This window comes from Intrasporangium sp. DVR (assembly GCF_040365325.1).
GTDB lineage: Bacteria > Actinomycetota > Actinomycetes > Actinomycetales > Dermatophilaceae > Intrasporangium.
On the sequence record NZ_BAABZW010000002.1, the window covers coordinates 42,441 to 63,984 of the forward strand.

Annotated in this window: 20 protein-coding genes; 11 read left to right on the top strand and 9 right to left on the bottom strand. The window is 69.0% G+C overall.

Translation table 11 applies throughout. The annotated features are described in order from the left end of the window. Positions 1–31: 31 nt before the first annotated feature. Together ABWV20_RS02790 and ABWV20_RS02795 are read right to left on the bottom strand one after the other, a co-directional pair. Positions 32–1,042 carry an NnrS family protein gene (locus ABWV20_RS02790; RefSeq protein ID WP_353353255.1) on the bottom strand — a complete coding sequence of 337 codons (1,011 nt, stop codon included), beginning with the start codon at positions 1,040–1,042 and terminating at the stop codon, positions 32–34. Then, positions 1,043–3,436, bottom strand: coding sequence for an ATP-binding cassette domain-containing protein (locus tag ABWV20_RS02795; RefSeq protein WP_353353256.1), 2,394 nt, complete (start codon positions 3,434–3,436; stop codon positions 1,043–1,045). Between the two features lie 77 nt (positions 3,437–3,513). On the opposite strand from ABWV20_RS02795, the gene ABWV20_RS02800 reads away from it, so the two are divergent. Beyond that, positions 3,514–4,623 carry a M15 family metallopeptidase gene (locus tag ABWV20_RS02800; protein WP_353353257.1) on the top strand — a complete coding sequence of 370 codons (1,110 nt, stop codon included), beginning with the start codon at positions 3,514–3,516 and terminating at the stop codon, positions 4,621–4,623. Here ABWV20_RS02800 and ABWV20_RS02805 read toward each other — a convergent pair. Next, positions 4,620–5,441, bottom strand: a complete 822-nt coding sequence (locus ABWV20_RS02805) for a class II glutamine amidotransferase (RefSeq protein WP_353353258.1) — start codon at positions 5,439–5,441, stop codon at positions 4,620–4,622. The genes ABWV20_RS02800 and ABWV20_RS02805 overlap by 4 nt on opposite strands. Positions 5,442–5,689: 248 nt before the next feature. Between ABWV20_RS02805 and ABWV20_RS02810 the strand changes: the two genes are divergently transcribed. From ABWV20_RS02810 to ABWV20_RS02820, 3 genes are all read left to right on the top strand, one after another. Beyond that, positions 5,690–6,214, top strand: a complete 525-nt coding sequence (locus ABWV20_RS02810; protein ID WP_353353259.1) for a hypothetical protein — start codon at positions 5,690–5,692, stop codon at positions 6,212–6,214. Next, positions 6,211–7,626: a 4Fe-4S binding protein gene (locus tag ABWV20_RS02815; RefSeq protein ID WP_353353260.1), complete on the top strand. Its 1,416-nt coding sequence runs from the start codon at positions 6,211–6,213 to the stop codon at positions 7,624–7,626. The genes ABWV20_RS02810 and ABWV20_RS02815 overlap by 4 nt, the downstream gene beginning before the upstream one ends. Positions 7,627–7,828: 202 nt before the next feature. Further along, the gene (locus tag ABWV20_RS02820) at positions 7,829–8,236 is read left to right on the top strand and encodes a four-helix bundle copper-binding protein (protein WP_353353261.1); all 408 of its coding nucleotides are present in this window, start codon (positions 7,829–7,831) and stop codon (positions 8,234–8,236) included. Positions 8,237–8,317: 81 nt separating this feature from the next. On the opposite strand, the gene ABWV20_RS02825 is transcribed toward ABWV20_RS02820, so the two are convergent. Further along, positions 8,318–8,518 (bottom strand): hypothetical protein, encoded by a 201-nt coding sequence (locus tag ABWV20_RS02825; RefSeq protein ID WP_353353262.1) that lies wholly within the window; start codon positions 8,516–8,518, stop codon positions 8,318–8,320. Positions 8,519–8,715: 197 nt separating this feature from the next. Here ABWV20_RS02825 and ABWV20_RS02830 point away from each other — a divergent pair, with 197 nt between their 5' ends. Then, a complete protein-coding gene (locus ABWV20_RS02830) occupies positions 8,716–8,886 on the top strand; it encodes a YHS domain-containing protein (RefSeq protein WP_353353263.1) in 171 nt (56 codons plus the stop codon). 30 nt (positions 8,887–8,916) lie between these two features. Here ABWV20_RS02830 and ABWV20_RS02835 read toward each other — a convergent pair whose 3' ends face one another. The 3 genes from ABWV20_RS02835 to ABWV20_RS02845 all read right to left on the bottom strand — a co-directional run bounded on the left by ABWV20_RS02835 (position 8,917) and on the right by ABWV20_RS02845 (position 11,707). After that, positions 8,917–10,383, bottom strand: a complete 1,467-nt coding sequence (locus ABWV20_RS02835) for a multicopper oxidase family protein (RefSeq protein ID WP_353353265.1) — start codon at positions 10,381–10,383, stop codon at positions 8,917–8,919. Further along, on the bottom strand, positions 10,376–10,603 hold the full coding sequence (locus tag ABWV20_RS02840) for an SHOCT domain-containing protein (protein WP_353353266.1): 228 nt from the start codon (positions 10,601–10,603) through the stop codon (positions 10,376–10,378). The genes ABWV20_RS02835 and ABWV20_RS02840 overlap by 8 nt, the downstream gene beginning before the upstream one ends. Before the next feature lie 99 nt (positions 10,604–10,702). Beyond that, positions 10,703–11,707 carry an AraC family transcriptional regulator gene (locus ABWV20_RS02845; RefSeq protein ID WP_353353267.1) on the bottom strand — a complete coding sequence of 335 codons (1,005 nt, stop codon included), beginning with the start codon at positions 11,705–11,707 and terminating at the stop codon, positions 10,703–10,705. Between the two features lie 216 nt (positions 11,708–11,923). On the opposite strand from ABWV20_RS02845, the gene ABWV20_RS02850 reads away from it, so the two are divergent. The 6 genes from ABWV20_RS02850 (at position 11,924) to xylB (ending at position 18,942) form a co-directional block, all read left to right on the top strand. Continuing rightward, positions 11,924–13,282 (top strand): ABC transporter substrate-binding protein, encoded by a 1,359-nt coding sequence (locus tag ABWV20_RS02850; RefSeq protein WP_353353268.1) that lies wholly within the window; start codon positions 11,924–11,926, stop codon positions 13,280–13,282. A 138-nt stretch (positions 13,283–13,420) separates the two neighbouring features. After that, complete coding sequence (locus ABWV20_RS02855; protein ID WP_353353269.1) at positions 13,421–14,371, top strand: carbohydrate ABC transporter permease; 951 nt, start codon at positions 13,421–13,423, stop codon at positions 14,369–14,371. Continuing rightward, entirely contained in the window at positions 14,368–15,183 is an 816-nt protein-coding gene (locus tag ABWV20_RS02860; RefSeq protein ID WP_353353270.1) for a carbohydrate ABC transporter permease, read from the top strand. Before ABWV20_RS02855 ends, ABWV20_RS02860 begins: the two co-directional genes overlap by 4 nt. A 35-nt stretch (positions 15,184–15,218) precedes the next feature. Next, on the top strand, positions 15,219–15,962 hold the full coding sequence (locus ABWV20_RS02865) for an SDR family oxidoreductase (protein WP_353353272.1): 744 nt from the start codon (positions 15,219–15,221) through the stop codon (positions 15,960–15,962). Between the two features lie 31 nt (positions 15,963–15,993). After that, entirely contained in the window at positions 15,994–17,508 is a 1,515-nt protein-coding gene (locus tag ABWV20_RS02870; RefSeq protein WP_353353273.1) for a mannitol dehydrogenase family protein, read from the top strand. A 24-nt stretch (positions 17,509–17,532) separates the two neighbouring features. Continuing rightward, positions 17,533–18,942: a xylulokinase gene (gene xylB / locus ABWV20_RS02875; protein ID WP_353353274.1), complete on the top strand. Its 1,410-nt coding sequence runs from the start codon at positions 17,533–17,535 to the stop codon at positions 18,940–18,942. A 46-nt stretch (positions 18,943–18,988) separates the two neighbouring features. Here xylB and ABWV20_RS02880 read toward each other — a convergent pair whose 3' ends face one another. Beyond that, positions 18,989–19,537, bottom strand: coding sequence for a DUF1062 domain-containing protein (locus tag ABWV20_RS02880; protein ID WP_353353275.1), 549 nt, complete (start codon positions 19,535–19,537; stop codon positions 18,989–18,991). Between the two features lie 220 nt (positions 19,538–19,757). Continuing rightward, a complete protein-coding gene (locus tag ABWV20_RS02885) occupies positions 19,758–20,825 on the bottom strand; it encodes a DUF4037 domain-containing protein (protein ID WP_353353276.1) in 1,068 nt (355 codons plus the stop codon). Positions 20,826–21,544 lie beyond the last annotated feature (719 nt).

Consider the following 21,544-nt stretch of genomic DNA (forward strand, 5'->3'; position numbering starts at 1 on the left):
TCCTGGCTCGACCTCGGGGCTGGAGCCCAGGTCAGCCCGCACGCCGTGGGGTGGCGGGTGACTGAGTCGTGCGTGATGCGCTGAGCGCCGGCCACGGCGGCGGCTGCCCCAGGGTGCGGATGGTCCTGGCGAGGTGACACGACCAACCGAGGCACCAGCAGAGGACGGCCACGGCGTACCCCGTGGCGTGACCCGTGCCGGGCCAGGTCAGCAGCCGGGGGAGGGGGCTGACCAGCACGAGGACGAAACCGAGCTCCTGCAGCGCGGTGGGCACCAAGCCCCCGGGAGCCCGGACCATGGTCGCTCGCGCCGTGAAGGCGTAGATCATGCTGCCCATGGCGCCCATCGTCAGGGCATGCATCGCGGTACCGACGGAGATGCTCTCGGGCCAGCCGAGGAACGCGAGGCCGAGCATCACGAGCCCTGCCCCGAGCCAGAGCCAGGCGAGCGCCAGCATCGCGACCGCCCGGTGCTCTGCGAGCCGCAACCCACCCCATCGGCGGATCCTGGCGATCTGCACCAGCCCGACCAGCACGAGGACGGCACCTGCTGCTGTGTCAGCCCCTCCGAGAACGAGACCGATGGCCGCTACGACTGCGGCCGGAGCCAGCGCCTGCGTGCGATCGGTCGCCGCGGCCGCCAGCGTCGTGCCCAGTGCGGCGCGGGCGAAGGCAGGGACGGCGGTGCCACCGACGAGACTGATGAGAACAGCGAAGACGAGGGCTGCCGCGACCGGGGCGGGGGCGGCATCGGCCGGCGTTCCCCGGGCCGCCAGTGCGCGCGCCGCGACCCACGCGGCCACGAGGAACCAGACGACGGGAGCGGACGCCCGCGCACCGCGGGTCCAGCTGGGCAGGGCGGTGAGCAGGTAGCCGGCCACGGCGGCACCTCCCATGCCGAAGAGCAGCCAGCTGCGATGCTGCGTGACCGGGTCCTCCACGGGCAGCAGCCACACCGCACCCCCGACGATGGCCGCCACTGCCGTCAGCAGGAAGAACGGCCGGTGGGCCGCGGGGCCGCGGGCCCGAGTCGGGGGGGGCACTCAGGCCCCGATGTAGTCCGCGAGATGCGTGCCCGTCAGAGTGGAACGTGCCGCGACGAGATCGGCGGGACTGCCCTCGAAGACGATGCGGCCCCCGTCGTGGCCCGCCCCCGGACCCAGGTCGATGATCCAGTCGGCATGCGCCATGACCGCTTGGTGGTGCTCGATGACGATCACCGACTTGCCTGAGTCGACGAGCCGGTCGAGCAGGGCGAGCAGCTGCTCGACGTCAGCGAGGTGGAGACCGGTGGTCGGCTCGTCGAGGACGTAGACGCCGCCCTTGCCTCCCATGTGGGTGGCGAGCTTGAGACGCTGTCGCTCCCCACCGGACAGCGTGGTGAGCGGCTGGCCGAGGCTCAGGTAGCCGAGCCCGACGTCCGCCAGCCGGTCGAGGATCGCGTGGGCCGCCGGCGTGCGAGCCTCGCCCGCTCCGAAGAAGTCCCTCGCCTCGTCGACCGGCATGGCGAGGACCTCGCTGATGTCCCGGCCTCCCAGCGTGTACTCGAGCACCATGGCTTGGAAGCGCTTGCCCTCGCATTCCTCGCAGGTCGTGGCGACACCGGCCATCATGGCCAGGTCGGTGTAGATGACGCCGGCGCCGTTGCAGGCGGGGCAGGCTCCTTCGGAGTTGGCGCTGAAGAGCGCCGGCTTGACGCCGTTGGTCTTGGCGAACGCCTTGCGGATCGGGTCGAGCAGCCCGGTGTACGTCGCCGGATTGCTGCGCCGCGACCCACGGATCCCGCCCTGGTCGATGGAGATGACCCCCTCGCGGCCTGCAACGGAGCCCTGGATGAGCGAGCTCTTCCCGGACCCCGCGACCCCGGTGACGACGGTGAGCACGCCGAGGGGGATGTCGACGTCGACGTGCCGCAGGTTGTGGAGGTCGGCGCCGCGCACCTCGAGCACGCCCGACGGTGTGCGGACCGAGGGCTTGAGGGTGGCACGGTCGTCGAGGTGGTGGCCAGTGATGGTCCCGCTGCGTCGCAGACCCTCGACGGTGCCCTCGAAGCAGACGGTGCCGCCCGATGCCCCGGCACCGGGCCCGAGGTCGACGACGTGGTCGGCCACGGCGATCATCTCGGGCTTGTGCTCCACGACGAGAACGGTGTTGCCCTTGTCGCGCAGCTGGAGCAGCAGGCGGTTCATCCGCTGGATGTCGTGCGGGTGCAGGCCGATGCTCGGCTCGTCGAAGACGTAGGTGACATCCGTGAGGGACGATCCGAGGTGCCGGATCATCTTGGTGCGCTGGGCTTCGCCACCAGAGAGGGTGCCGGAGGGACGGTCGAGCGAGAGGTATCCCAGCCCGATCTCGGCGAAGGAGTCGAAGAGGTGCTGGAGGCCGGTCACCAGGGGAGCCACGGAGGGTTCGTCGAGCTGGCGGACCCACTCGGCAGCGTCGCTGATCTGCATCGCGCAGACCTCGGCGATGTTGGTGCCCTTGATCCGTGACGAGCGCGCGCTCTCGTTGAGGCGGGTGCCGGCGCAGTCCGGACACGTCGTGAAGGTGACGGCTCGCTCGACGAACGCGCGGATGTGCGGCTGCATCGAATCGAGGTCCTTGGAGAGCATCGACTTCTGGATCTTCGGGATGAGGCCTTCGTAGGTGAGGTTGATCCCCTCGACCTTGACCTTCGTGGGCTGCTTGTGGAGCAGGTCGTGCAGCTCCCTCTTGGTGTACGCGCGGATGGGCTTGTCCGGGTCGAAGAAGCCGCAGCCGCGGTAGATGCGCCCGTACCAGCCGTCCATCGTGTAGCCCGGGATCGTCAGGGCCCCTTCATTGAGCGACTTGTCCTCGTCGTAGAGGGCGGAGAGGTCGAAGTCCGTGACCGCACCCATGCCTTCGCACCGCGAGCACATGCCGCCGGTGATGGAGAAGGAGCGTCGCTCCTTGGTCGTGCTCCCACCGCGCTCGATGGTCACCGCCCCGGCGCCGGAGATGGACGCGACGTTGAAGGAGAACGCCTGGGCCGACCCGATGTGGGGCTGGCCGAGCCGGCTGAAGAGGATGCGGAGCATGGCGTTGGCATCGGTGGCGGTGCCCACCGTGGAGCGGGGGTTGGCCCCCATCCGCTCCTGGTCGACGATGATCGCCGTGGTCAGCCCGTCCAGCAGGTCGACGTCCGGCCTGGCGAGCGTCGGCATGAAGCCTTGGACGAAGGTGCTGTAGGTCTCGTTGATCAGCCGTTGGGACTCGGCGGCGATGGTGTTGAAGACGAGGGAGCTCTTCCCCGATCCGGAGACACCGGTGAAGGCCGTGAGGCGACGCTTCGGGATCTCGACGGTCACGTCCTTGAGGTTGTTCTCGCGGGCACCGTGGACGCGGATCAGGTCATGGCTGTCGGCGGGCAGCTGGGCGGATGCCTCCACGTCGTTCCGCGTTGCGGGGATCGTCATGGAGGTCACGCTAGTGGCGGCCCGGCGGTTCGTGCTTCTCGATTCCTGACGACCGGCTAGCGTGGTCACGAGGAGCCATGAACCTGTTCGACCGACAGCAGCCACGCGAGCGACCCGAGCGGCCCGAGCGATCCGGCCGTCCACGCCGCCGCTCCCACGTCGTGCTCGTCGCCCTGCCGTTGCTGGCCGCACTGGCTGGCCTTCCCGCGAGCGCGCCCACCTCGGCCCTCGGACGGCTGCCTTCCTGCGACCTCGGTGACGTCTACACGGTGCCGCGCGGCTACGACGAGTGGAGCATCACGCTTGTCGACCGGCTCCTGAGGGTCGGCAAGGACTATGTGCCGCCGGACCTCGTGCACGTGTCCGAGGCGGGCCTGCCGGGTGGTGGTCACATCCGCGCCGTGGCCGTCGACGACACGAAGGCCATGGCGAGAGCCGCCAGGGCCGCCGGCGCACCCATCGGCGTCTGGAGCGCCTACCGCAGCTATGCGCAGCAGCAGCAGATCTTCACCGGCTACGCGCGCCAGAACGGCTTCGACAGCGCCATCACCTACTCCCAGCGGCCCGGTCACTCCGAGCACCAGCTCGGACTCGGTGTGGACTTCATGAGCGCCGGCGGTGGTGACCCGCTCCAAGGGGACTGGGCCACCACCGCAGCGGGCGCCTGGATGCGGGACAACTCCTGGACGTTCGGCTGGGTCAACAGCTACCCGCGGGGGAAGGACGGCGCGCGCTGGAACGACCGCACGTGTCTGCGCTACGAGCCCTGGCACTACCGTTACCTCGGACGCGAGGTGGCCCGGAAAGTCCACCGCTCCGGTTTGACCATCCGAGAGTACCTGTGGCGCAACCACACCCAGCTCGACAGCAGAGGACGTCCGCTGTCGACGTCGACCCCTCGTCCCTCGGCGCGTCCCTCGGGGGATCCGCCCACGACCGCATCCCCGTCCCAGTCGTCGACGCCTGCACCAACAACCGTCTCGAGCACCCGTCCGGCCGCCATCTCACCTCTCGCACCACCCGGGTCCTCCCAGTCCCCGGTGCTGGACTCACGGATCGTCGTCGGCGGGCTCCTGGCATTCCTCGCCGTGCTGACGGTCGGGCTGGTCGCCCGTCGGCGGCGGCACAGGCAGGCAGGTGAGCTGCCCCGCATGCAGGGCGGCCCTGCCGACCCGGCTGACCGCTAGCCGGGCGGCACCGGCACGAAGGAGCGGATCTCGTCCGTTCCGGGGCGCACCACCCCGGCGGAGGCCTCGGGCACGCCGACCCACGCACCCGGCAGGTTGAGCAGGGGCTCGGAGACGATGAGTCTGGTCTCCTCGCCGAGACCCTTGAGGACGGCGACGTCGGGGTGCAGCTTGCGCAGCTGGCCGACGTCGTGCGAGTAGTAGAGCGATCGGCTGGCGCCCTCCGTGGAGTAGCGGAACCCCCAGACGCAGCTGCCGTTCGACGTCGCAGCGGTCATCTGCACGGCGTTCTCGACGCCGTGGGCACGGGCCACGTCCTCGACGAGACCGACCGCCCGCGCCATCGCGTCGAAGGGGTCGTCGTCGAGCCCGAAGGTGAGCGCCAGGAAGAACAGGACCTCGGAGTCGGTCGTCCCCTCGATGTGCGGGTAGAGCTCGGGCTCGACGGCCATGACCAGGTCCCGCTTCAGCGTGCGGAAGTCGCGGATGAGGCCGTTGTGCATGAACATCCACCGTCCGTGCCGGAACGGGTGGCAGTTGGAGCGCTGGACCGCGGTCCCCGTCGAGGCCCGGACGTGCGCGAAGAGCAGGGGAGTGCGCACCTGGTAGGCGAGCTCCCGAAGGTTCGGGTCACTCCACGCCGGCTGGGTCGACTTGTACACGGCCGGCTCCGGGCCGTCGCCGTACCAGCCGAGTCCGAAGCCGTCTCCGTTGGTCGTCGTCGCCCCCAGCCTGGAGTTGAGGCTCTGGTCGATGACCGAGTGGTCCGGGCGGAAGAGCAGGTCCGCAGCGAGGACCGGGTCCCCGAAGTACGCCATCCATCTGCACACATGGAAACTGAACCAGATCCGGGGTCCTCGGGGACAGACAAGGAGCCACTCCTGGGTGGTCAGGAGGCGGCCGTATGCCGGTGGGCTCGGCCACGCTCGGCCGCGCGCTGGAGGTTCGATGTCAGTTCTTTGAAGGTTCGGTCAACATGGCTCCGAAGGGCTGCGCTGGGACGTGGGCAGCCCCAATGATGTGAGGCACGCGGGGGTGAACGGCCCCCCGGCTCGAGGAGCTCGCCATGCGTCGTCGTCTCATCGTCAAGGTCGGTCTGTACCCCGTGGTCGCGGCCGGTGCGTTGTTCGCGTTCGGGGCGGCGACCGAGAACGCGGCTGCGGCGTCGCCGGCGATCGCCGTGACGCTTCCCCGGGACTGCGATGTCTCGGGCGGCCAGCCCGGCGGCGAGCACGCCCCGGGAGGGCACGATGCGCACGGCGGCGGGTCGGACATGGACCACAGCCAGATGGACGACAGCGAGATGGACCACAGCCAGATGGACGACAGCCAGATGGACCACGGCGAGATGAACCATGGGCAGGGCGCTGCCGGGGGTGAGGGCCACGCGAGCCACGGCTCGGGGTCGGTGTCGGCCCCCGATGACGCCTCACGCAACCTCGTCCTGGGTGGGTTTGCCGGCGTCAACGCCTCCGTCCTGGCGGGCGCCGGCGTGCTGCGCCGCCGCACCGCCTCGCGGCGTGAGCGGCATGTCTCGGCCCGCACCAGCGCTCGGCCCGCCCGGCGAGTCGCCGAAGGCGACGAGCGATGAGCGCCCCGACCCGGACCCGGGCGAGCGCCGAGGAGACGCCGGGGCCGGCCGTGGCCCCGCGTCGACGGGGACGCAACCTCATGGAGGTGCCGGTTGTCGCCCGGATCATGCGCAGCCGGCTCTACCCCGGGGTGTTCCAGGTCCTCGTCGCCGCAGTCTTCGGTCTGGTGGCCTACCAGCTGCTCGTCGGCCCGGACAGGGCCCACGACAACGCCGGCACCGCGCTCATGTGGGTGCTGTGGTGGCCCGTGATCCCGATCGTGTTCGTCGTGCTCGGCCGGTTCTGGTGTGCGGTCTGCCCGTTCGGGTGGCTCTCCGACCAGGTGCAGAAGCTGGTCGGTGTCAACCGGCCCGTGCCGCTCTTCCTCAAGCGCTACGGGATCTGGATCATCGACGCGCAGTTCATCCTCATCACGTGGGCCGACCACGTGTGGGGAATCGTGGAGTCGCCCTGGGGATCGGGCGTTCTCCTCCTCCTGCTGACGACCGCGGTGATCGTCTCCGGCGCCTTCTTCCAGCGCCGCACCTTCTGCCGCTACCTGTGCTTCCTGGGTGGCCTGTCCGGCAACTATGCGCGAACCGGCATGGTCGAGCTGCGCGCGAACCAGGACATCTGCCGCACCTGCACGAGCCGGGCGGCCTGCTACAACGGCACGGACAAGGTCGCCGGCTGCCCGCTCTTCACATTCCCGCGGACCATGGACACCAACGCCAACTGCAACCTCTGCGCCAACTGCATCAAGGCGTGTCCCAACGACGCTCTCGAGCTGCGCGTCCGCAAGCCGACGAGCGAGCTGTGGTTCATCCGCACCCCTCGGATCGAGGAGTCGTTCCTGGCCATGGCGATCATGGGCATCGTCATCATCCAGAACCTCACGATGCTCGAGGTCTGGGGCACCTTCCTCGCCTGGATCGGAGCCACGACCGGGATCACCAGCCCGTCGGCCATCTTCACCATCGCCTTCACCGTCGCGGTGGCCGCACCGGTCGGCATGCTCGTGCTCGCCTCGCAGGTCGCCTCGCGCGGCAACCTCGAGACCGTCAAGCTGAACTTCGCCCGCTTCGGCTACGCGCTGATCCCCTTGGACGTCGCCGGCCACATCGCGCACAACCTCTTCCACCTGCTCGCCGAGGGCAAGTCCGTGGCCTTCACCGTCATGGGTCTGTTCGGGGGTGCGCCGAGTGACGAGTCCGCCGCGTTGCTCGACACGGGGACGATCCAGATCCTGCAGTACCTCGTCCTCGCCCTCGGCCTGGCGGGCTCCATCTACGCGGCGCGCCGCATCGCTCACAGCCGCTACCGCACCGAGGCCCGCAGGCGCGTCACGCTCGTCCCCATGACGGCGCTCATCGTCGTGCTGGGTGCGCTCAACGTGTGGATGTTCGCCCTGCCCATGGCCCACCGCATGTAGGGGCGCCCCACACCGGCACGTCCCCTCAGCGGCCCCGGGGTTCGACCCCTCCGAACCTCCGGCGGCCGCGAGGGGACGTCGCATGCGCAACCACGAGGGACTGACGACATGCGCCGGCCGGAGCTGGGTATGCGCTTGGCTGAGGGCGGCGCCAGCAGCGTCGGGCGCCTGGCCCGGCGCCGCCGCCCGGTGAGAGGACGACATGCACACCGTTGAGGCAATGCTCGAGACCTATCCGAAGGACCTGGGAAACGTCGACCGGGGCAAGCTGACGGCCTGCATCCGAGCCTGCTACGAGTGCTCGCAGACGTGCACTGCGTGTGCCGATGCGTGCCTGAGCGAGGACATGGTCGCCGACCTGGTCAGGTGCGTCCGGACGAACCTGGACTGCGCCGACATCTGCGCCACGACCGGAGCGGTGCTGTCCCGTCACACCGGTCGCGACGCCACCGTGACGCGTGCCGCACTCGAGGCCTGCGCCCAGGCGTGCAAGGCCTGCGGCGAGGAGTGCGAGAAGCACGCGTCGATGCACGAGCACTGCCGCGTCTGTGCCGAGTCCTGCCGGCGTTGTGAGCAGGCCTGTCGAGAGCTGCTCGCGACACTCGGCTGAGCCCGTCGTAGCCCGGGTAACGAGCAGCCCTCGCCGTCAAGCCCCTTGGGGGCGTCGGCGAGGGCTGCCCGTCGCGTCTGGTCAGGGCATGCTGTGGTCCTGCCAGCCGGTGATCCCGAGGTGCATGCCAGGGTTGTGCGTCCCGTCGAGGCCCATCTCGGTGCACTGGACGACGTGTCGCCCGAAGTCGTCGTTGGTCACATCGGCCTGAGCGGGTGCCGCCGAGAGCAGGCCAACGCCCGCGAGCGAGACGACCGCCAGAGCCCTGAGCAGGGTGCGCATCTCCATCACCTTCCGTCGTTGTCGGACGACTCCGTGCCGCCCGTTGGAGCCATCATGTGACGGACCTGGACGCGTAGGTACCCCCTTGGGGAATCCTTCACTGATACTTCAGTGTTCATCGGGGTAGACCTTCATGAAGGCGGGCGAAGGTCAGAATCGGACAGCTCCGCCGTCATTCGGGTGAGAGGACCAGTGCGATGAGCGCGTCGGTTGAGAGCGTGGTTGACCCGGTGTGCGGGATGACCGTCGACCCGGCGAGTGCCGCCGGCACGGTGGAGCACGAGGGGACGACCTATTACTTCTGCTCTGCGCACTGCGTCAAGGTCTTCGAGCACGACCCCGAGGCCTACGTCGGCTCCAACGGCTGACACCATCCACCGGCTCAGGCCGCGGCTGGGTCAGCCGGTCGTCCGGACGACCCCCATCATGCCGCGATCCTCATGGTCGAGGATGTGGCAGTGATAGACCGTTCGTCCGCCGACGTCATCGAACGAGATCCGCACGTGGACCTCGCTGTTGGTGGGGACGATGACGACGTCGCGCCAGTCGGGCCTGCTGTCGGCTGACGTGTCCCGGCCGCGGACCACCTGCATGGGCCAGACGTGGAGGTGGAACGGGTGGTCCATGGGCGTGGTGTTGACGACGGTCCACTCCTCGACCGTGCCGAGCCGGGGGTCCTGGTCGACGCGCTCCGGGTCGAACTCCCGGCCGTCGAAGCCGAACGCCATACCCTCCATCCCCATCCCCATCCCCATCATCCCCATCGTGAACGTGATCTTCCGACGCCGGTCGACCGCACGGGCCCGCAGGTCCGGGAGGACTCGGTCGGGCCAGGACGGCTGCAGTGCGACCGCGCCGGGGGACTGGCCCGCCTCGTCCACTCGGACCTCGGCGACCACGGCCTCCGGTGAGGTGTGGTTGCCGCCCATCATGCCCATGCCGCCCCGGTCGACGGAGAGCGTCCGCAGAGCGTGACTGCCGCCGCGGGCTGCCGTGACGACGAGGTCGGCTCGGTTGCCGGGAGCCAGTGTCACGGTGTCCACCGGGGTCGGCGAGGTGAGTGCCTGTCCGTCGATCCCGAGAAGGCCGAGCTGGTGGCCGTCGAGCGCAAGCCGCAGGAAGCGGGACACACACGCGTTGACCACCCGCCATCGTTCGACCGCTCCCGCGACCAGGTCGATCCGGGGCTGGTGCTGGCCGTTCACGAGGACGAGCTTGCCTTCCCGACCCATCATGACCTCGGGAAGCGAGGGGTCGGTCGGGAAGTCGGCTGCGTCGAGGGAGATGTCGCTGACCACGAGGAGCCGCTCGGGCAGATCCGGCTCGTCCTGTCCGGCCACGATGAGGGCCCCGAACAGTCCCCCGAAGACCTGGTCGGCGACCGTGCCGTGATGGTGTGGGTGGTACCAGAACGTGCCAGCGGGATGGTCCTGCGGAATCGCGAACTCGTACTGGGCGGACTCGCCGGGCTCCACCATCCGGAAGGGATTGTCGCCCTTGCCTGCTGGGGACACGTGCAGACCGTGGGTGTGCAGGTTCGTGGTCGCTTCCAGGCGGTTCGTCAGAGTCACCCTGAGGGTGTCGCCCGGGTTGACCCGCATGGTGGGGCCCGGGCTGGTCCCTGCGTAGCCCAGCGCCCGCGTCTGCCGTCCCGCCAAGCGCACCCCTCGGGCAGCGACGAGCTCGACCTCGAGCCGGCCGTCCACGCTGCTCAACACCTCGGGCTCGGCCAACGTCAGTCCCGAGTCGGCGAGTCGGCTTTCCTGGCCGGCCGTCGTTCGCCAGAGCCCCACGGCGCCAACCGTCGCCGTCACGGCCCCGAGCCCGGCCAGCCGTAGGGCAGCTCGCCGGCTGAGGTCAGCCATCCCGGAGTGCCCGCAGCCGTTGTCGGAAGTCCTCCTCGGTGATCTCGCCCCGGGCGAAGCGCTCACGGAGAATGTCCTCCGGCCGCGGCTGGCTCCCGGTGCCCGGGCCGGCACTGCGGCGACGGGCCTCGATCAGGCCCCAGGCGAGCACGGCGAGTCCGACCAGGAGCAGGCTGAGCCAGATCCATGGGGCCCCCGGGCCGGGGTGGGAACCGAACACGAGCTCGTCACCTCCAGTGACCCTCGGGCTGTGTGACCGGCAGCAGGCTGACGGTCTCACCCATGGTACCCCGTGGGGTATATCCGTCCGTCGCGCGCGTCAGTCCGACGGTGCTCGCAGGCCGAGGCTGAACAGCTCCGGGGGTGGCTTCTGGGCCGACTCGAGTCGCCGGTACACGGTCGGTGTCGTGCCCACCTCGGCGAGGAACTGCCGGTTGAAGTTGGCGATGTTGTGATAGCCGCTCATCGTCGCGACCTGGGAGACCGGATGCTCAGTCGTGTCGAGCAGGCGACGGGCATAGGCGATGCGCAGCTTCTTGACCATGTTCGAGAACGTCATGCCCGTCGCCGCCTTGAAGTACTTGGAGAACGTGGGCTCGGACATGTAGGCCACCCGAGCAGCGGTGGATAGGCGGATGTCGCCGGTGAGGTTCTCGAAGATGTAGCTCAGGCCTGCCTCGCCGGCGTCGCGGGCGGCAGCATCCGTGGGCCGTCCGAGCCATTCACTCGCAACCACCTCGTACTCGTCCGAGGGGGCGTGGGCGAACAGGCTGAGCACCTTGAACAGGTGCCCCAGCCGCTCGACCCCACTGCTGTGCACACACGCGAGGATCGTCTCCGCGGCCCGCCATGCAGTGGCACCCGAGAAGACGAGGCCGCGCGTCGACCGGTTCAGCACCTCGGACACCTCGGCGAGCTCCGGGAGGTGTTCCATCGCGCCCCGGATCCACTCGTCGCTGAACTGGATGACGGCATCGCGGTCGACGGCGACCTGCCCCTCGGCGAGGTCGCTGACCCAGTCGTGGGGGAGGTTCGGGCCCATCAGGCTGACGTGGCCGGGAGCGAAGGTGCCGATGTGGTCACCGGCGATGAAGCTGCCCCGGGTCTTGGTGATGAGGTGGATCTCGTACTCCGGGTGGTAACCCCACCCGCAGATCTCGCTCGGGAAGTCATGGGTGAGGACCCGTACCGACGCCTGCGGGTGGGGAGGGATGACCTCACGGCGCAGCGTGGGGGTGCTCGACAGGCCCGCGGGGAGGCCCCGGTCCGACGGCGGGTCCTCGGCGCGAGGCGGACCACCAGCGGGTCCGGGACGATTCCCCATCGCAGCCTCCTCCGGGCGTGCTGTGCGAAAAATAGTATCAACAACGGGTGGGCGTTGGTCCTTGTTGACGCTGATGAGCGGCTCTTACCGTTCCGAGAAGTTCCAGTTGCGAACCACGGCGGACGTCTCGTCCAGGCTCACGTGGGCGTCGGCCGGCGGATCTGCAAAACCGGGGACGGACGGAACGAGATGAATTGCCTACCAAAGGAGTTAGGAATGCTTGCGAAGAGACGCATGCTGACGGTCGGATCGGGCCTGGTGGTCCTGTCGATGTCGGTGGCCGCGTGCTCGTCCGGCGCCGTCTCGACGGGCGACGGGACGGCCGGCGCGGGCGGATCCGTCACCCTCAACCTGGCCACGGTGAACAACGGCCAGATGAAGGACATGGAGAAGCTCAAGACGGAGTACGAGACGGCCAACCCCGGGGTGAAGGTCAACTTCCAGGTCATGGAGGAGGGGGACCTGCGCAGCTCCGTCACCGCTGACGTCGCGAGCGGCGCCGGCCAGTACGACATCGTGACGATCGGCGCCTACGAGACGCCGCAGTGGGGTGCCAACGGGTGGCTCCTCGACCTCACGCCGGAGCTCCAGTCGGACTCGGCGTACGACGTGAACGACCTGCTGCCGCCGGTGCGCGACGCACTGACGCACGAGGGCAAGCTCTACGCCGTCCCCTTCTACGGCGAGTCGTCGATCCTCATGTACAACAAGGAGGCCCTCGACAAGGCCGGCGTCACCATCGGGAACAACCCGACGTGGCAGGAGGTGGCCGAGGCGGCGAAGAAGGTCAACAGCCCTGAGATGTCCGGCATCTGCATGCGCGGCAAGCCCGGGTGGGGAGACCTCTTCGCCCCGCTCACCACCGTCGTCCAGACGTTCGGCGGCAACTGGTACAACGAGCAGTGGGACGCCACGGTCGACACCCCGGAGTGGAAGGAGGCCGTGACCTTCTACAAGACGATGCTCGACGAGTCCGGCGAGAAGGACCCGGTTTCCTACAGCTTCAACGAGTGTCTGACCGCCCTCAAGGAGGGGAAGGCCGCGATGTGGGCCGACGCGTCCGTCGCCGCCTCGATGCTCGAGGCCGACGACTCGCCGGTGAAGGGCAAGATGGGCTACGCCCACATGCCGGTCAACAAGACCGAGGAGTCCGGCTGGCTGTGGAGCTGGAACCTCGCGGTGCCTGCGACGACGAAGAACAAGGACGCCGCGGTGAAGTTCGTCAAGTGGGCGACGAGCAAGGAGTACCACCAGCTCGTCGGCGAGAAGATCGGCTGGTCCAACGTGCCGCCCGGTGCTCGCACCTCGACCTACGAGATCCCGCAGTACAAGGAAGCGGCGAAGGCTTACGCACCGATCACCCTCGAGGTCATGAGCGCCGTCGACCCCAAGCAGCCGGGCGTCAACCCGCAGCCCTGGGTCGGTATCCAGTACGTCTCGATCCCCGAGTTCCAGGACGTCGGCAACAAGTGCGCGCAGTACGTCGCGGACTACCTCGCGGGCCGCTCATCGGTCGACGACGCGCTGGGCAAGTGCCAGGCCGACGCGCAGACCGCCGGCGAGAAGCACAAGTGAGCTGCACGGAGTGAGGAACGGTGCCGGCCTGCCGAGAGTCAGGCCGGCACCGTCCCGCACCGCGGCACCACATCTCACGGCACCGAGTGACCCTCGGTCGCCTTCGTCCCATCCCCGGTCGCACAAGGGAGTGTCGCCATGACCACGACCACGAAGACGACGCACACGAACCTCGACGAGGTAGAGGCCGCCGCGGCGACCGATCGCCGCCGCGTCCAGCGCAGGCAGCTCTGGACGAACCGTGGCCTGCTTCTTCCGGCGGTGATCTTCCTCATCCTGCTGACGCAGGTCCCGTTCATCGTCACCATCGGCTTCTCGGCGATGAAGTGGAACCTGCTCTACCCCGAGGACCGCGGCTTCAGCGGCTTCGACAACTTCCGCAGCGCGCTCACCTCCGGGGAGCTGTGGCCCTCCATCGTGGCGACGGTGCTGATCACGGCCCTCTCGGTCGTGCTCTCGCTCCTGCTCGGCCTCGTCTTCGCGATCCTGCTGGACCGCAACCTGCCGGGCCGGGCGCTCGCGCGGACGCTGATGATCACGCCCTTCCTGATCATGCCGGCCGCGGCCGCGCTGATCTGGAAGTTCTCGATGTTCGACACGAACATCGGGATGGTCAACTGGATGCTGCGGTCGGTCGGGCTCGACACGGTGTCGTGGAGCACCAACTATCCGCTCGCCACGGTCGTCATCGTGCTGACCTGGCAGTTCACCCCGTTCATGATGCTGATCCTGCTCGCGGGACTGCAGGGCCAGTCCAAGGAGACGTTGGAGGCGGCGGCGGTGGACGGCGCCGGCCCGTGGCGCACGTTCACCTGGATCACGCTGCCGCACCTGCGGATGTACATCGAGATCGGCGTGCTCCTCGGTTCCGTCATCATCCTGCAGGTGTTCGACCCCATCGCGATCCTCACCAAGGGCACCGGCGGGACCAAGACCCTCGCCTACCTGCTCTACGAGCGCGCCTTCATCGGGCTCGACGTCGGGCAGGCGGCCGCGTACGGCGTCGTCACGGTGATCCTCACGGTCATCGTCGCCACGGTCGCCCTCAAAACCCTGTTCAAGGTCTTCATGGCAGGAGGCAGCCGATGAGCGCCGCACTAAAGAACACCCTCATCAACATTCTCACCTGGGCACTGGTACTGATCTTCTTCTTCCCGGTGTTCTGGATGTTCGTCAACGGGTTCAAGCCCGAGGCGATCGCGTCCTCGGTCAACCCCAAGGTCTTCTTCACGCCCGTGACGGACGGCTACCGGCTGGCGATGGACCGTGGGATGGCCGGCTATCTGCAGAACTCCCTCACCGCGTCGATCACGGCGACGATCATCTCCGTCGGTCTGGCGATCCCGGCCGCGTACGCGCTGAGCATCCGCAGGGTCAAGTCGGTCGAGGGGGCGCTGAGCTTCTTCATCTCGACGCGCTTCATGCCGCTCGCCGCCGTCGTGCTCCCGCTCTTCATGATCCTCAAGACCGTCGGGCTGCTCGACAACATCTACATGCTCGCGATCGTCTACGGGGCGGTGAATCTGCCCGTGACCGTCTGGATGATGCGCTCGTTCTTCCTCGAGGTTCCGTTCGAGATCATCGAGGCGGCCCGGGTCGACGGCGCTGGCCTCTTCCGCGAGCTCGTCCGGATCGTCCTTCCGCTCGTGCTGCCCGGCGTCGCAGCTGCCGCGTTGATCAGCTTCATCTTCGCGTGGAACGAGTACTTCCTCGCCCTGCTGCTGACCAGCTCGGCGGCCCGCACGACTCCACCGTTCCTCGGCAGCTTCGTCGACGGACGAGGACAGTTCCTCGCCGTGCTCTCGGCGGCGGCGACGATCGCGGCGCTGCCGGTCATCATCGCCGGCTGGGTCGCGCAGAAGCAGCTCGTCCGTGGGCTGTCCATGGGAGCGATCAAGTGAGCACGAACCACCCACCCACCCGCCGAGGAGCTCCGATGGACCACTACGCACGCAGCCTGCAGGACACCGTGGTGGCGGTGACCGGGGCCGGCGGGGCGATCGGTGGAGCCATCGCGCGGGTCGTCCTCGAGGCCGGCGGCCGTGTCGTCGCCGGCGACCTCCGCGCCGAGCCCCTCGACGAGCTGCGCCGGGACTGGGACGACAGCCGGCTCGCCGTCAGCCTCGGGGACGTCCGGGAGGAGTCCACCGCTGACGCGCTGGTCGCTGCCGGGGTCGCAGCCTTCGGCCGCGTCGACTCGGTGGTGGCCAACGCAGCGATCGGCTACTACGGAGGCCTGCTCGACTACTCAGCCGAGGACTGCGCCCGGATGATCGACGTCAACGTCAAGGGCACCGTGTGGCTGGCTCGGGCGGCCGTCCGTCAGTTCCGAGCCCAGGGCGACGGCGGCGACATCGTCGTCATCGGCTCCGTCGCCGGCCTGCTCATCGGCGGTGGCAAGGAGGCGGTCTACGCCGCCACGAAGGGCGCGCAGATCAACCTGGGACACGCACTCGACCGTGAGCTGCGCACCGAGGGCATCCGCACCACGACCATCGCCCCGGCGGGGGTCAACACCCCCTTCGCGGCGGCCGACGGCCGCTTCGGGGACAAGGACCCCTCCGAGGGGACCTTCATGGAGCCCGAGGACATCGCCGAGGCGGTCGCGTACACGCTGCGCCAACCGCGTCGCATGCGGACCGAGCTGTGGACGATGTGGAGCCTGGCCGAGAACCACTGAGCGCAACCGACCCGTCCACAGAGGAGACCCGATGAGCACTGCCACTGGGAGCGGGACCGCCGTTCCCCTCTCCGCCACGACGTTGGGCACCCTTCCCCCGGAGGCGAGCCCAGCGGCATACGACCGATCTTCCATCACGGCGAGCATCGTCCACTTCGGCGTGGGCGGGTTCCACCGCGCCCACGAGGCGATGTACCTGGACCGGCTCATGCGGGACGGACGCGCGCTCGAGTGGGGGATCTGTGGCGTCGGGGCCCTCCCGCAGGACCAACGGGTCGTCGACACGCTGACGGCCCAGGACGGCCTGTACACGCTGGTCGTCAAGCACCCCGACGGCCATCGCGAGCCTCGCGTCATCGGCAGCATCGTCGAGATGATCTTCGCGCCGGACGACCCGCAAGCCGTCGTCGACCGGCTGGCGGATGCACGCACCCGGATCGTCTCGCTCACCATCACCGAGGGCGGCTACCTCGTCAACCAGGTCACCGGCGAGTTCGACGTCGACGACCCGGCGATCCAGGCCGACCTCACCGAGGGCGCGGTGCCGCGGACCGTCTTCGGCTACATCGTTGCCGCGCTCGCGGCCCGACGGGCGGCGGGGGAGAAGCCTTTCACCGTCATGTCGTGCGACAACCTGCCGGGCAACGGTGACGTGGCGCGGCGGATGATGACGGCTTTTGCCCGGCTCAAGGACCCCGGCCTCGCCGACTGGATGGACGAGCACGTCGCCTTCCCCAACAGCATGGTCGACCGGATCACGCCGGTGACCGCCCCCGAGGACGTCGAGCGCCTCGCCGACGAGTTCGGGATCGCGGACGGCTGGCCCGTCGTGTGCGAGCCCTTCACCCAGTGGGTCCTCGAGGACCACTTCACCGATGGCCGGCCACCGCTCGAGGACGCCGGCGTGCAGCTCGTCGACGACGTCGTGCCCTACGAGCTGATGAAGCTGCGCCTGCTCAACGCAAGCCACCAGGCCCTGTGCTACCTCGGTTACCTCTCCGGTTACCGCTACGCGCACGAGGTGTGCCAGGACCCGCTCTTCGTCGAGTTCCTCCTCGGCTACATGGAGCGGGAGGGCAGCCCGACGCTGCCCGACGTCCCCGGCGTCGACCTCGACGCCTACCGCCACCAGCTCATCGAGCGGTTCGCCAACCCCGAGGTGCGTGACACGCTCGCGCGGCTGTGCGCCGAGAGCTCGGACCGCATCCCGAAGTGGCTCGTGCCGGTCATCAACCGCAACCTCGAGACCGGCGGCGAGATCGAGCGCTCGGCGCTCGTCGTGGCGTCGTGGGCCCGATATGCCGAGGGCATCGACGAGCAGGGCGCGCCCATCGAGGTCGTGGACCGTATCAGGGACAGGGTCATGGCAGCGGCCGCTCGCCAGAGCGAGGACACGCTCGCGTTCATCCGGGACCCCGACCTCTTCGGCCGGCTCTCGCAGGACCCGCGCTTCACCGAGGCGTATGCCGCTGGGCTCGACTCGCTGCACGCCAAGGGGGCCCGTGCGACGTTGGAGGCCCGCCGGGAGCGTGACCTCCGTGGCTGACCGGCCGCCGAAGGGGGGCGTGGCATGAGCGCCCGGACCCTCGTGGCCGGGGTGGACAGCTCCACCCAGTCGACCAAGGTCGTCGTGTGCGACGCGGAGACCGGCGAGGTGGTCCGCGCGGCCAAGGCAGCCCACCCGGACGCGACGGAGGTCCACCCGGACCGGTGGTGGGAGGCGTACCAAGCCGCGTCGGGCAACGGGATCCTCGACGGCGTCTCGGCCATCGCCGTCGGCGGCCAGCAGCACGGCATGGTCGCGCTCGACGAGCAGGACGCCGTGGTTCGTGATGCACTCCTGTGGAACGACACCCGTAGCGCGGTGGCGGCTGCCGAGCTGACCCGTGAGCTCGGCGGGGTCGGCGCCTGGGTCGATGCCGTGGGACTGGTGCTGGTCCCCAGCTTCACCGTGACCAAGCTGCGCTGGCTCGCCGAGCACGAGCCGCACAACGCCGCCCGCGTAGCCCGCGTGGTGCTGCCCCACGACTGGGTGACGGGCCGGATTCTCCAGCAGGGCAATGGTTTCGAGCGATGGACGACCGACCGGGGTGACGCGTCGGGCACCGGCTACTGGTCGGCGGCAACGGGGGAGTACCGCACCGACCTGCTCGAGCTGGCGTTCGGCCGGGTCGTCGACGTGCCGGAGGTGCTCGGCCCGTCGGTACCGGCTGGGCGAACGGCCGACGGAATGGTGGTGGGCGCCGGAACGGGCGACAACATGGGGGCCGCCCTCGGGCTGACGCTCGAGCCGGGTGACGTCGTCGTGTCGCTGGGCACGAGCGGCGCCGTCTTCACCCCCCATGATCGGGCCATCCGCGACGAGTCAGGCGCGATCGCCGGGTTCGCCGACGCCACCGGACGCCACCTGCCGCTCATGTGCACGCTCAATGCCGCTCGTGTCCTGACCGCAGCGTCGGCGATGCTCGGTGTCGATCTCGAGACCCTCGATCGGCTCGCGCTGGAAGGGGACTCAGGAGCTGGCGGGCTGAGCCTGCTGCCCTACCTGGACGGGGAGCGGACGCCCGACCTGCCGACCGCGACGGGAACGCTCAGTGGGCTCACCCGGTCGAACGCGACCCCGCAGAACCTGGCCCGAGCCGCCGTCGAGGGCATGCTGTGCAACCTCGTGGCCGGCGTCGATGCGCTGCGCGACAAGCGAGTCCGTGTCGAGCGCGTGCTCCTCATCGGCGGTGCGGCCGCCTCCCGTGCCGTCCGCGAGATCGCGCCGGGCCTGTTCCGCGCGCCTGTCAGGGTGCCCCGCCCCGCCGAGTACGTCGCCGTGGGAGCCGCCCGGCAGGCAGCCTGGGCGCTGTCCGGCGCGGCCCAGCCGCCTGACTGGCGTCTCGTCGTCGACTCGGAGTACGACGTGCCACCGGGCGACCGCTCCGATGTGCGCGAGCGCTACGCCGCCCTCCTCGCGCAGGTGCACGGCCGCTGACGCGGCGGGTCGAGCGGGTCGCCCCCTCGTCAACCATGTGGAGCACTCAGCGCTCGAATGTGAAGGTGAAGTCGCCGGAACGCTTGCTGCTCAGTCGGACTGGCGAGTCGATCTTCCCCGCAGCGACGAGTCTCGCGACCTCAGCTCGCGAGAGGCTGAAGCCTTCTGCGATGAGTCGCACCGGCCGTACCGGGATCCGCGCCGCAAACCGGACCGAGATGTCGATCGCCTCGTCCTCGAGCAGCTCCGAGCCGTCGGTGTCGAGACGCCAGGCGTCGCTCCAGTCGAGGAGGACCCGGTTTCGGCGCAGCAGGCTCGGGTCCTGGAGCAGCTCGGCCACCAGGCCCGGGTCGTTGTGGTGGAGCCGGTCCAGCAGCTCAGGTCGTACGGAGCGCACGTTCGCCCGCTCCAGGACGGTGAGCTTGGTGGTGTCCCGGCAAACGCTGCACAGGACCAGGAGCCAGGCGTCGAGGAGCTTGTGGTTGGCGTTGACACGGAACGTGCCGCTGGCCTGGAAGTGCTTGGAGGCACACACGTGGCACCGGCGGAGAATGATGGGCAGGCTCGTGGGCACGACGGCCCAGCTCTTGGGCACGGGGATACACCGACTCCAGTGAGAGGTCCGCAATGACGGGGGCGCGGCGCGGATGCGTGACGCGCGACGAGATCAGCGCTCGGGAGGTCTCACAGGGTGTACATCGGCACGCTCTCGGCAAGGCGACAGGGCGCGACCACGGTAACGACGCACGGCGGAGCCGTTCCAGTGGTTTTCGCGATCAGGAGGTCCCGAAGTGAGCCGCGGTGGCTCGGGGTTCCTACCGAGTGCTCCCTTGGCTGCCTCCGAGGTCCCGGTCGGGCCTGAGGGGGGCATCCTGGTCGAAGAGCCGAAGCAGCAGGGGTCGGTTCCCCGGTGCCCAGATCAGCTCGCGGACTTGGTCGACAGGTCCGACCGGCCACCTCCGTGCGATGCTCAGGACCGCTGGGTCGTGGATCAGGGGCAGAAGCAGGTCCGGGATGTCGGCCCAGGCGACCTTGAAGGGCCGATTCCACAACTGTACGACCTGCGTCGTCACCGGAGTGGTCAGGCCGAGCCCGTTGTGCATCAGGACCAGCCTTTCGTAGGCCATCATCAAGGCGGCTTCGCGGTCCTGCCAGGTCTCCGCGCGCAGGACGTTCCACAGGATCGGCGTCAGCTCCGGGCCGCACCCAAGACGCGAGAACGCCGTTCCGAACCATTTCGAGTACGGCGCGTACTGCCGTTCCATGAGGAAGGCGAGCCGCATGAGGTCGTGAACCAGACGCGCCCCGATCAGGGCGGAGCCCAGCTCGTCGCCGGCGGCTCCCGCTCTGCCGACCAAGTTCATCTCCGGATGGACGCGCCACCACGCAGTGATCAGCAGGTACAGCCAGACATCGCGCGGGTAGTAGGCCAGACGCCGCCTCGCCCACTGCAGGCCCACCTCGTCGTGGAAGACGACCCCCGAGGTGAACATGCGCAGCCCGTGCTCCGGCAGGGTCAGCCAGTCGCGTGGCTCGATGGCACGGTCGATGTCCAGCTCCAGCTGCTCCCTGACGTGTCCGCGGACGGTGGTGACCTCGTGGGCGATCCGGTGACCAGCGAACGTCGGCGGTAGCCCCCGCTGCAGCGCTTCCCGGACCGCCGCACCATAGCGGGGCTCGTCCTCGTCAGCGAGGAAGACCGACACACGCGGCTTCCAGTCGTGGTCGGTCGACATCTCGTCATCGAAGCCGAGCACCTCAGACCCCCGTCCGAGGAGTGCTGCAGAGTGCGGCAGCTGGGCGAACCCGGCGCTCAGGACGGGTTGCACGACCTCGTCGTACAGTCGCCTGCTCAGCTCCGCCCCCGGAACGAATGTCGACATGCCACCGCCCTCCTCCCCGGGACCAAGTGGGGACCAAGTGTGGCCCCGTTCACCAGCTCGGTGGAACCTCAGCGGGGGGAGCGGTCGATCGAGCAGGTGGCGCAGATAACGCTCAGGCGACTCGAGGAAGCGACGGTAATGCTCGGCCTCGAGCGATTGGCTGACGTTGGCCGCTGGTGGGGCAGCAGGGGCTTGAACCCTGGACGGACGGATTATGAGGACGTTTTGTGCCGGTTCAGGGTTTCCGAAAGGCCCGGATTCCGTTATGGCTCAGTCTGGCTACTTTACGGCCGGATCCGTTCTTGTCGCTGGTGTTGTGCCACACATGTGCCACACGCTCCTCTCAGTTGTTTGGGCGGGACACCACCGATGTCACCTCTCAGAAGCCTACCGAGCTCTCTAGAAGGTCCTTGTCCCCAAGTTGCCGCGAGGCGGCGCCGACATCGGGAGAGGCGTGCTGTCGGGCAGAGCTGGCGCCGGGCTCCGACGGTCGGGCCCAGATCATCGGTGCCCCTCGCAAGTGTCGACGGCCACGGGAAACTGCCCGTAGGCGGTCACGAAGCTGCCCGGTCGCGGTCATGAGTTCTGCCCGCTGACGGTCGCGGGATCTGCTCGACACGAAGTCCGTTTGCCTCGCCCGTGTGCGGGTTGGGGCCCCTCCTCAGGGGACGGTGGCGGTGCTGAAGCGCTGTCGTCGTCCTGAGGAGGGACAGGTTGAA

Bases quoted from the DNA above. Each gene is read 5' to 3' on its own strand.
- ABWV20_RS02795 (WP_353353256.1), bottom strand. From the start codon at position 3,436: ATGACGATCCCCGCAACGCGGAACGACGTGGAGGCATCCGCCCAGCTG.
- ABWV20_RS02800 (WP_353353257.1), top strand. From the start codon at position 3,514: ATGAACCTGTTCGACCGACAGCAGCCACGCGAGCGACCCGAGCGGCCC.
- ABWV20_RS02805 (WP_353353258.1), bottom strand. From the start codon at position 5,441: ATGGCGTACTTCGGGGACCCGGTCCTCGCTGCGGACCTGCTCTTCCGC.
- ABWV20_RS02810 (WP_353353259.1), top strand. From the start codon at position 5,690: ATGCGTCGTCGTCTCATCGTCAAGGTCGGTCTGTACCCCGTGGTCGCG.
- ABWV20_RS02815 (WP_353353260.1), top strand. From the start codon at position 6,211: ATGAGCGCCCCGACCCGGACCCGGGCGAGCGCCGAGGAGACGCCGGGG.
- ABWV20_RS02820 (WP_353353261.1), top strand. From the start codon at position 7,829: ATGCACACCGTTGAGGCAATGCTCGAGACCTATCCGAAGGACCTGGGA.
- ABWV20_RS02825 (WP_353353262.1), bottom strand. From the start codon at position 8,518: ATGCGCACCCTGCTCAGGGCTCTGGCGGTCGTCTCGCTCGCGGGCGTT.
- ABWV20_RS02830 (WP_353353263.1), top strand. From the start codon at position 8,716: ATGAGCGCGTCGGTTGAGAGCGTGGTTGACCCGGTGTGCGGGATGACC.
- ABWV20_RS02835 (WP_353353265.1), bottom strand. From the start codon at position 10,383: ATGGCTGACCTCAGCCGGCGAGCTGCCCTACGGCTGGCCGGGCTCGGG.
- ABWV20_RS02845 (WP_353353267.1), bottom strand. From the start codon at position 11,707: ATGGGGAATCGTCCCGGACCCGCTGGTGGTCCGCCTCGCGCCGAGGAC.
- ABWV20_RS02850 (WP_353353268.1), top strand. From the start codon at position 11,924: ATGCTTGCGAAGAGACGCATGCTGACGGTCGGATCGGGCCTGGTGGTC.
- ABWV20_RS02855 (WP_353353269.1), top strand. From the start codon at position 13,421: ATGACCACGACCACGAAGACGACGCACACGAACCTCGACGAGGTAGAG.
- ABWV20_RS02860 (WP_353353270.1), top strand. From the start codon at position 14,368: ATGAGCGCCGCACTAAAGAACACCCTCATCAACATTCTCACCTGGGCA.
- ABWV20_RS02865 (WP_353353272.1), top strand. From the start codon at position 15,219: ATGGACCACTACGCACGCAGCCTGCAGGACACCGTGGTGGCGGTGACC.
- ABWV20_RS02870 (WP_353353273.1), top strand. From the start codon at position 15,994: ATGAGCACTGCCACTGGGAGCGGGACCGCCGTTCCCCTCTCCGCCACG.
- xylB (WP_353353274.1), top strand. From the start codon at position 17,533: ATGAGCGCCCGGACCCTCGTGGCCGGGGTGGACAGCTCCACCCAGTCG.
- ABWV20_RS02885 (WP_353353276.1), bottom strand. From the start codon at position 20,825: ATGTCGACATTCGTTCCGGGGGCGGAGCTGAGCAGGCGACTGTACGAC.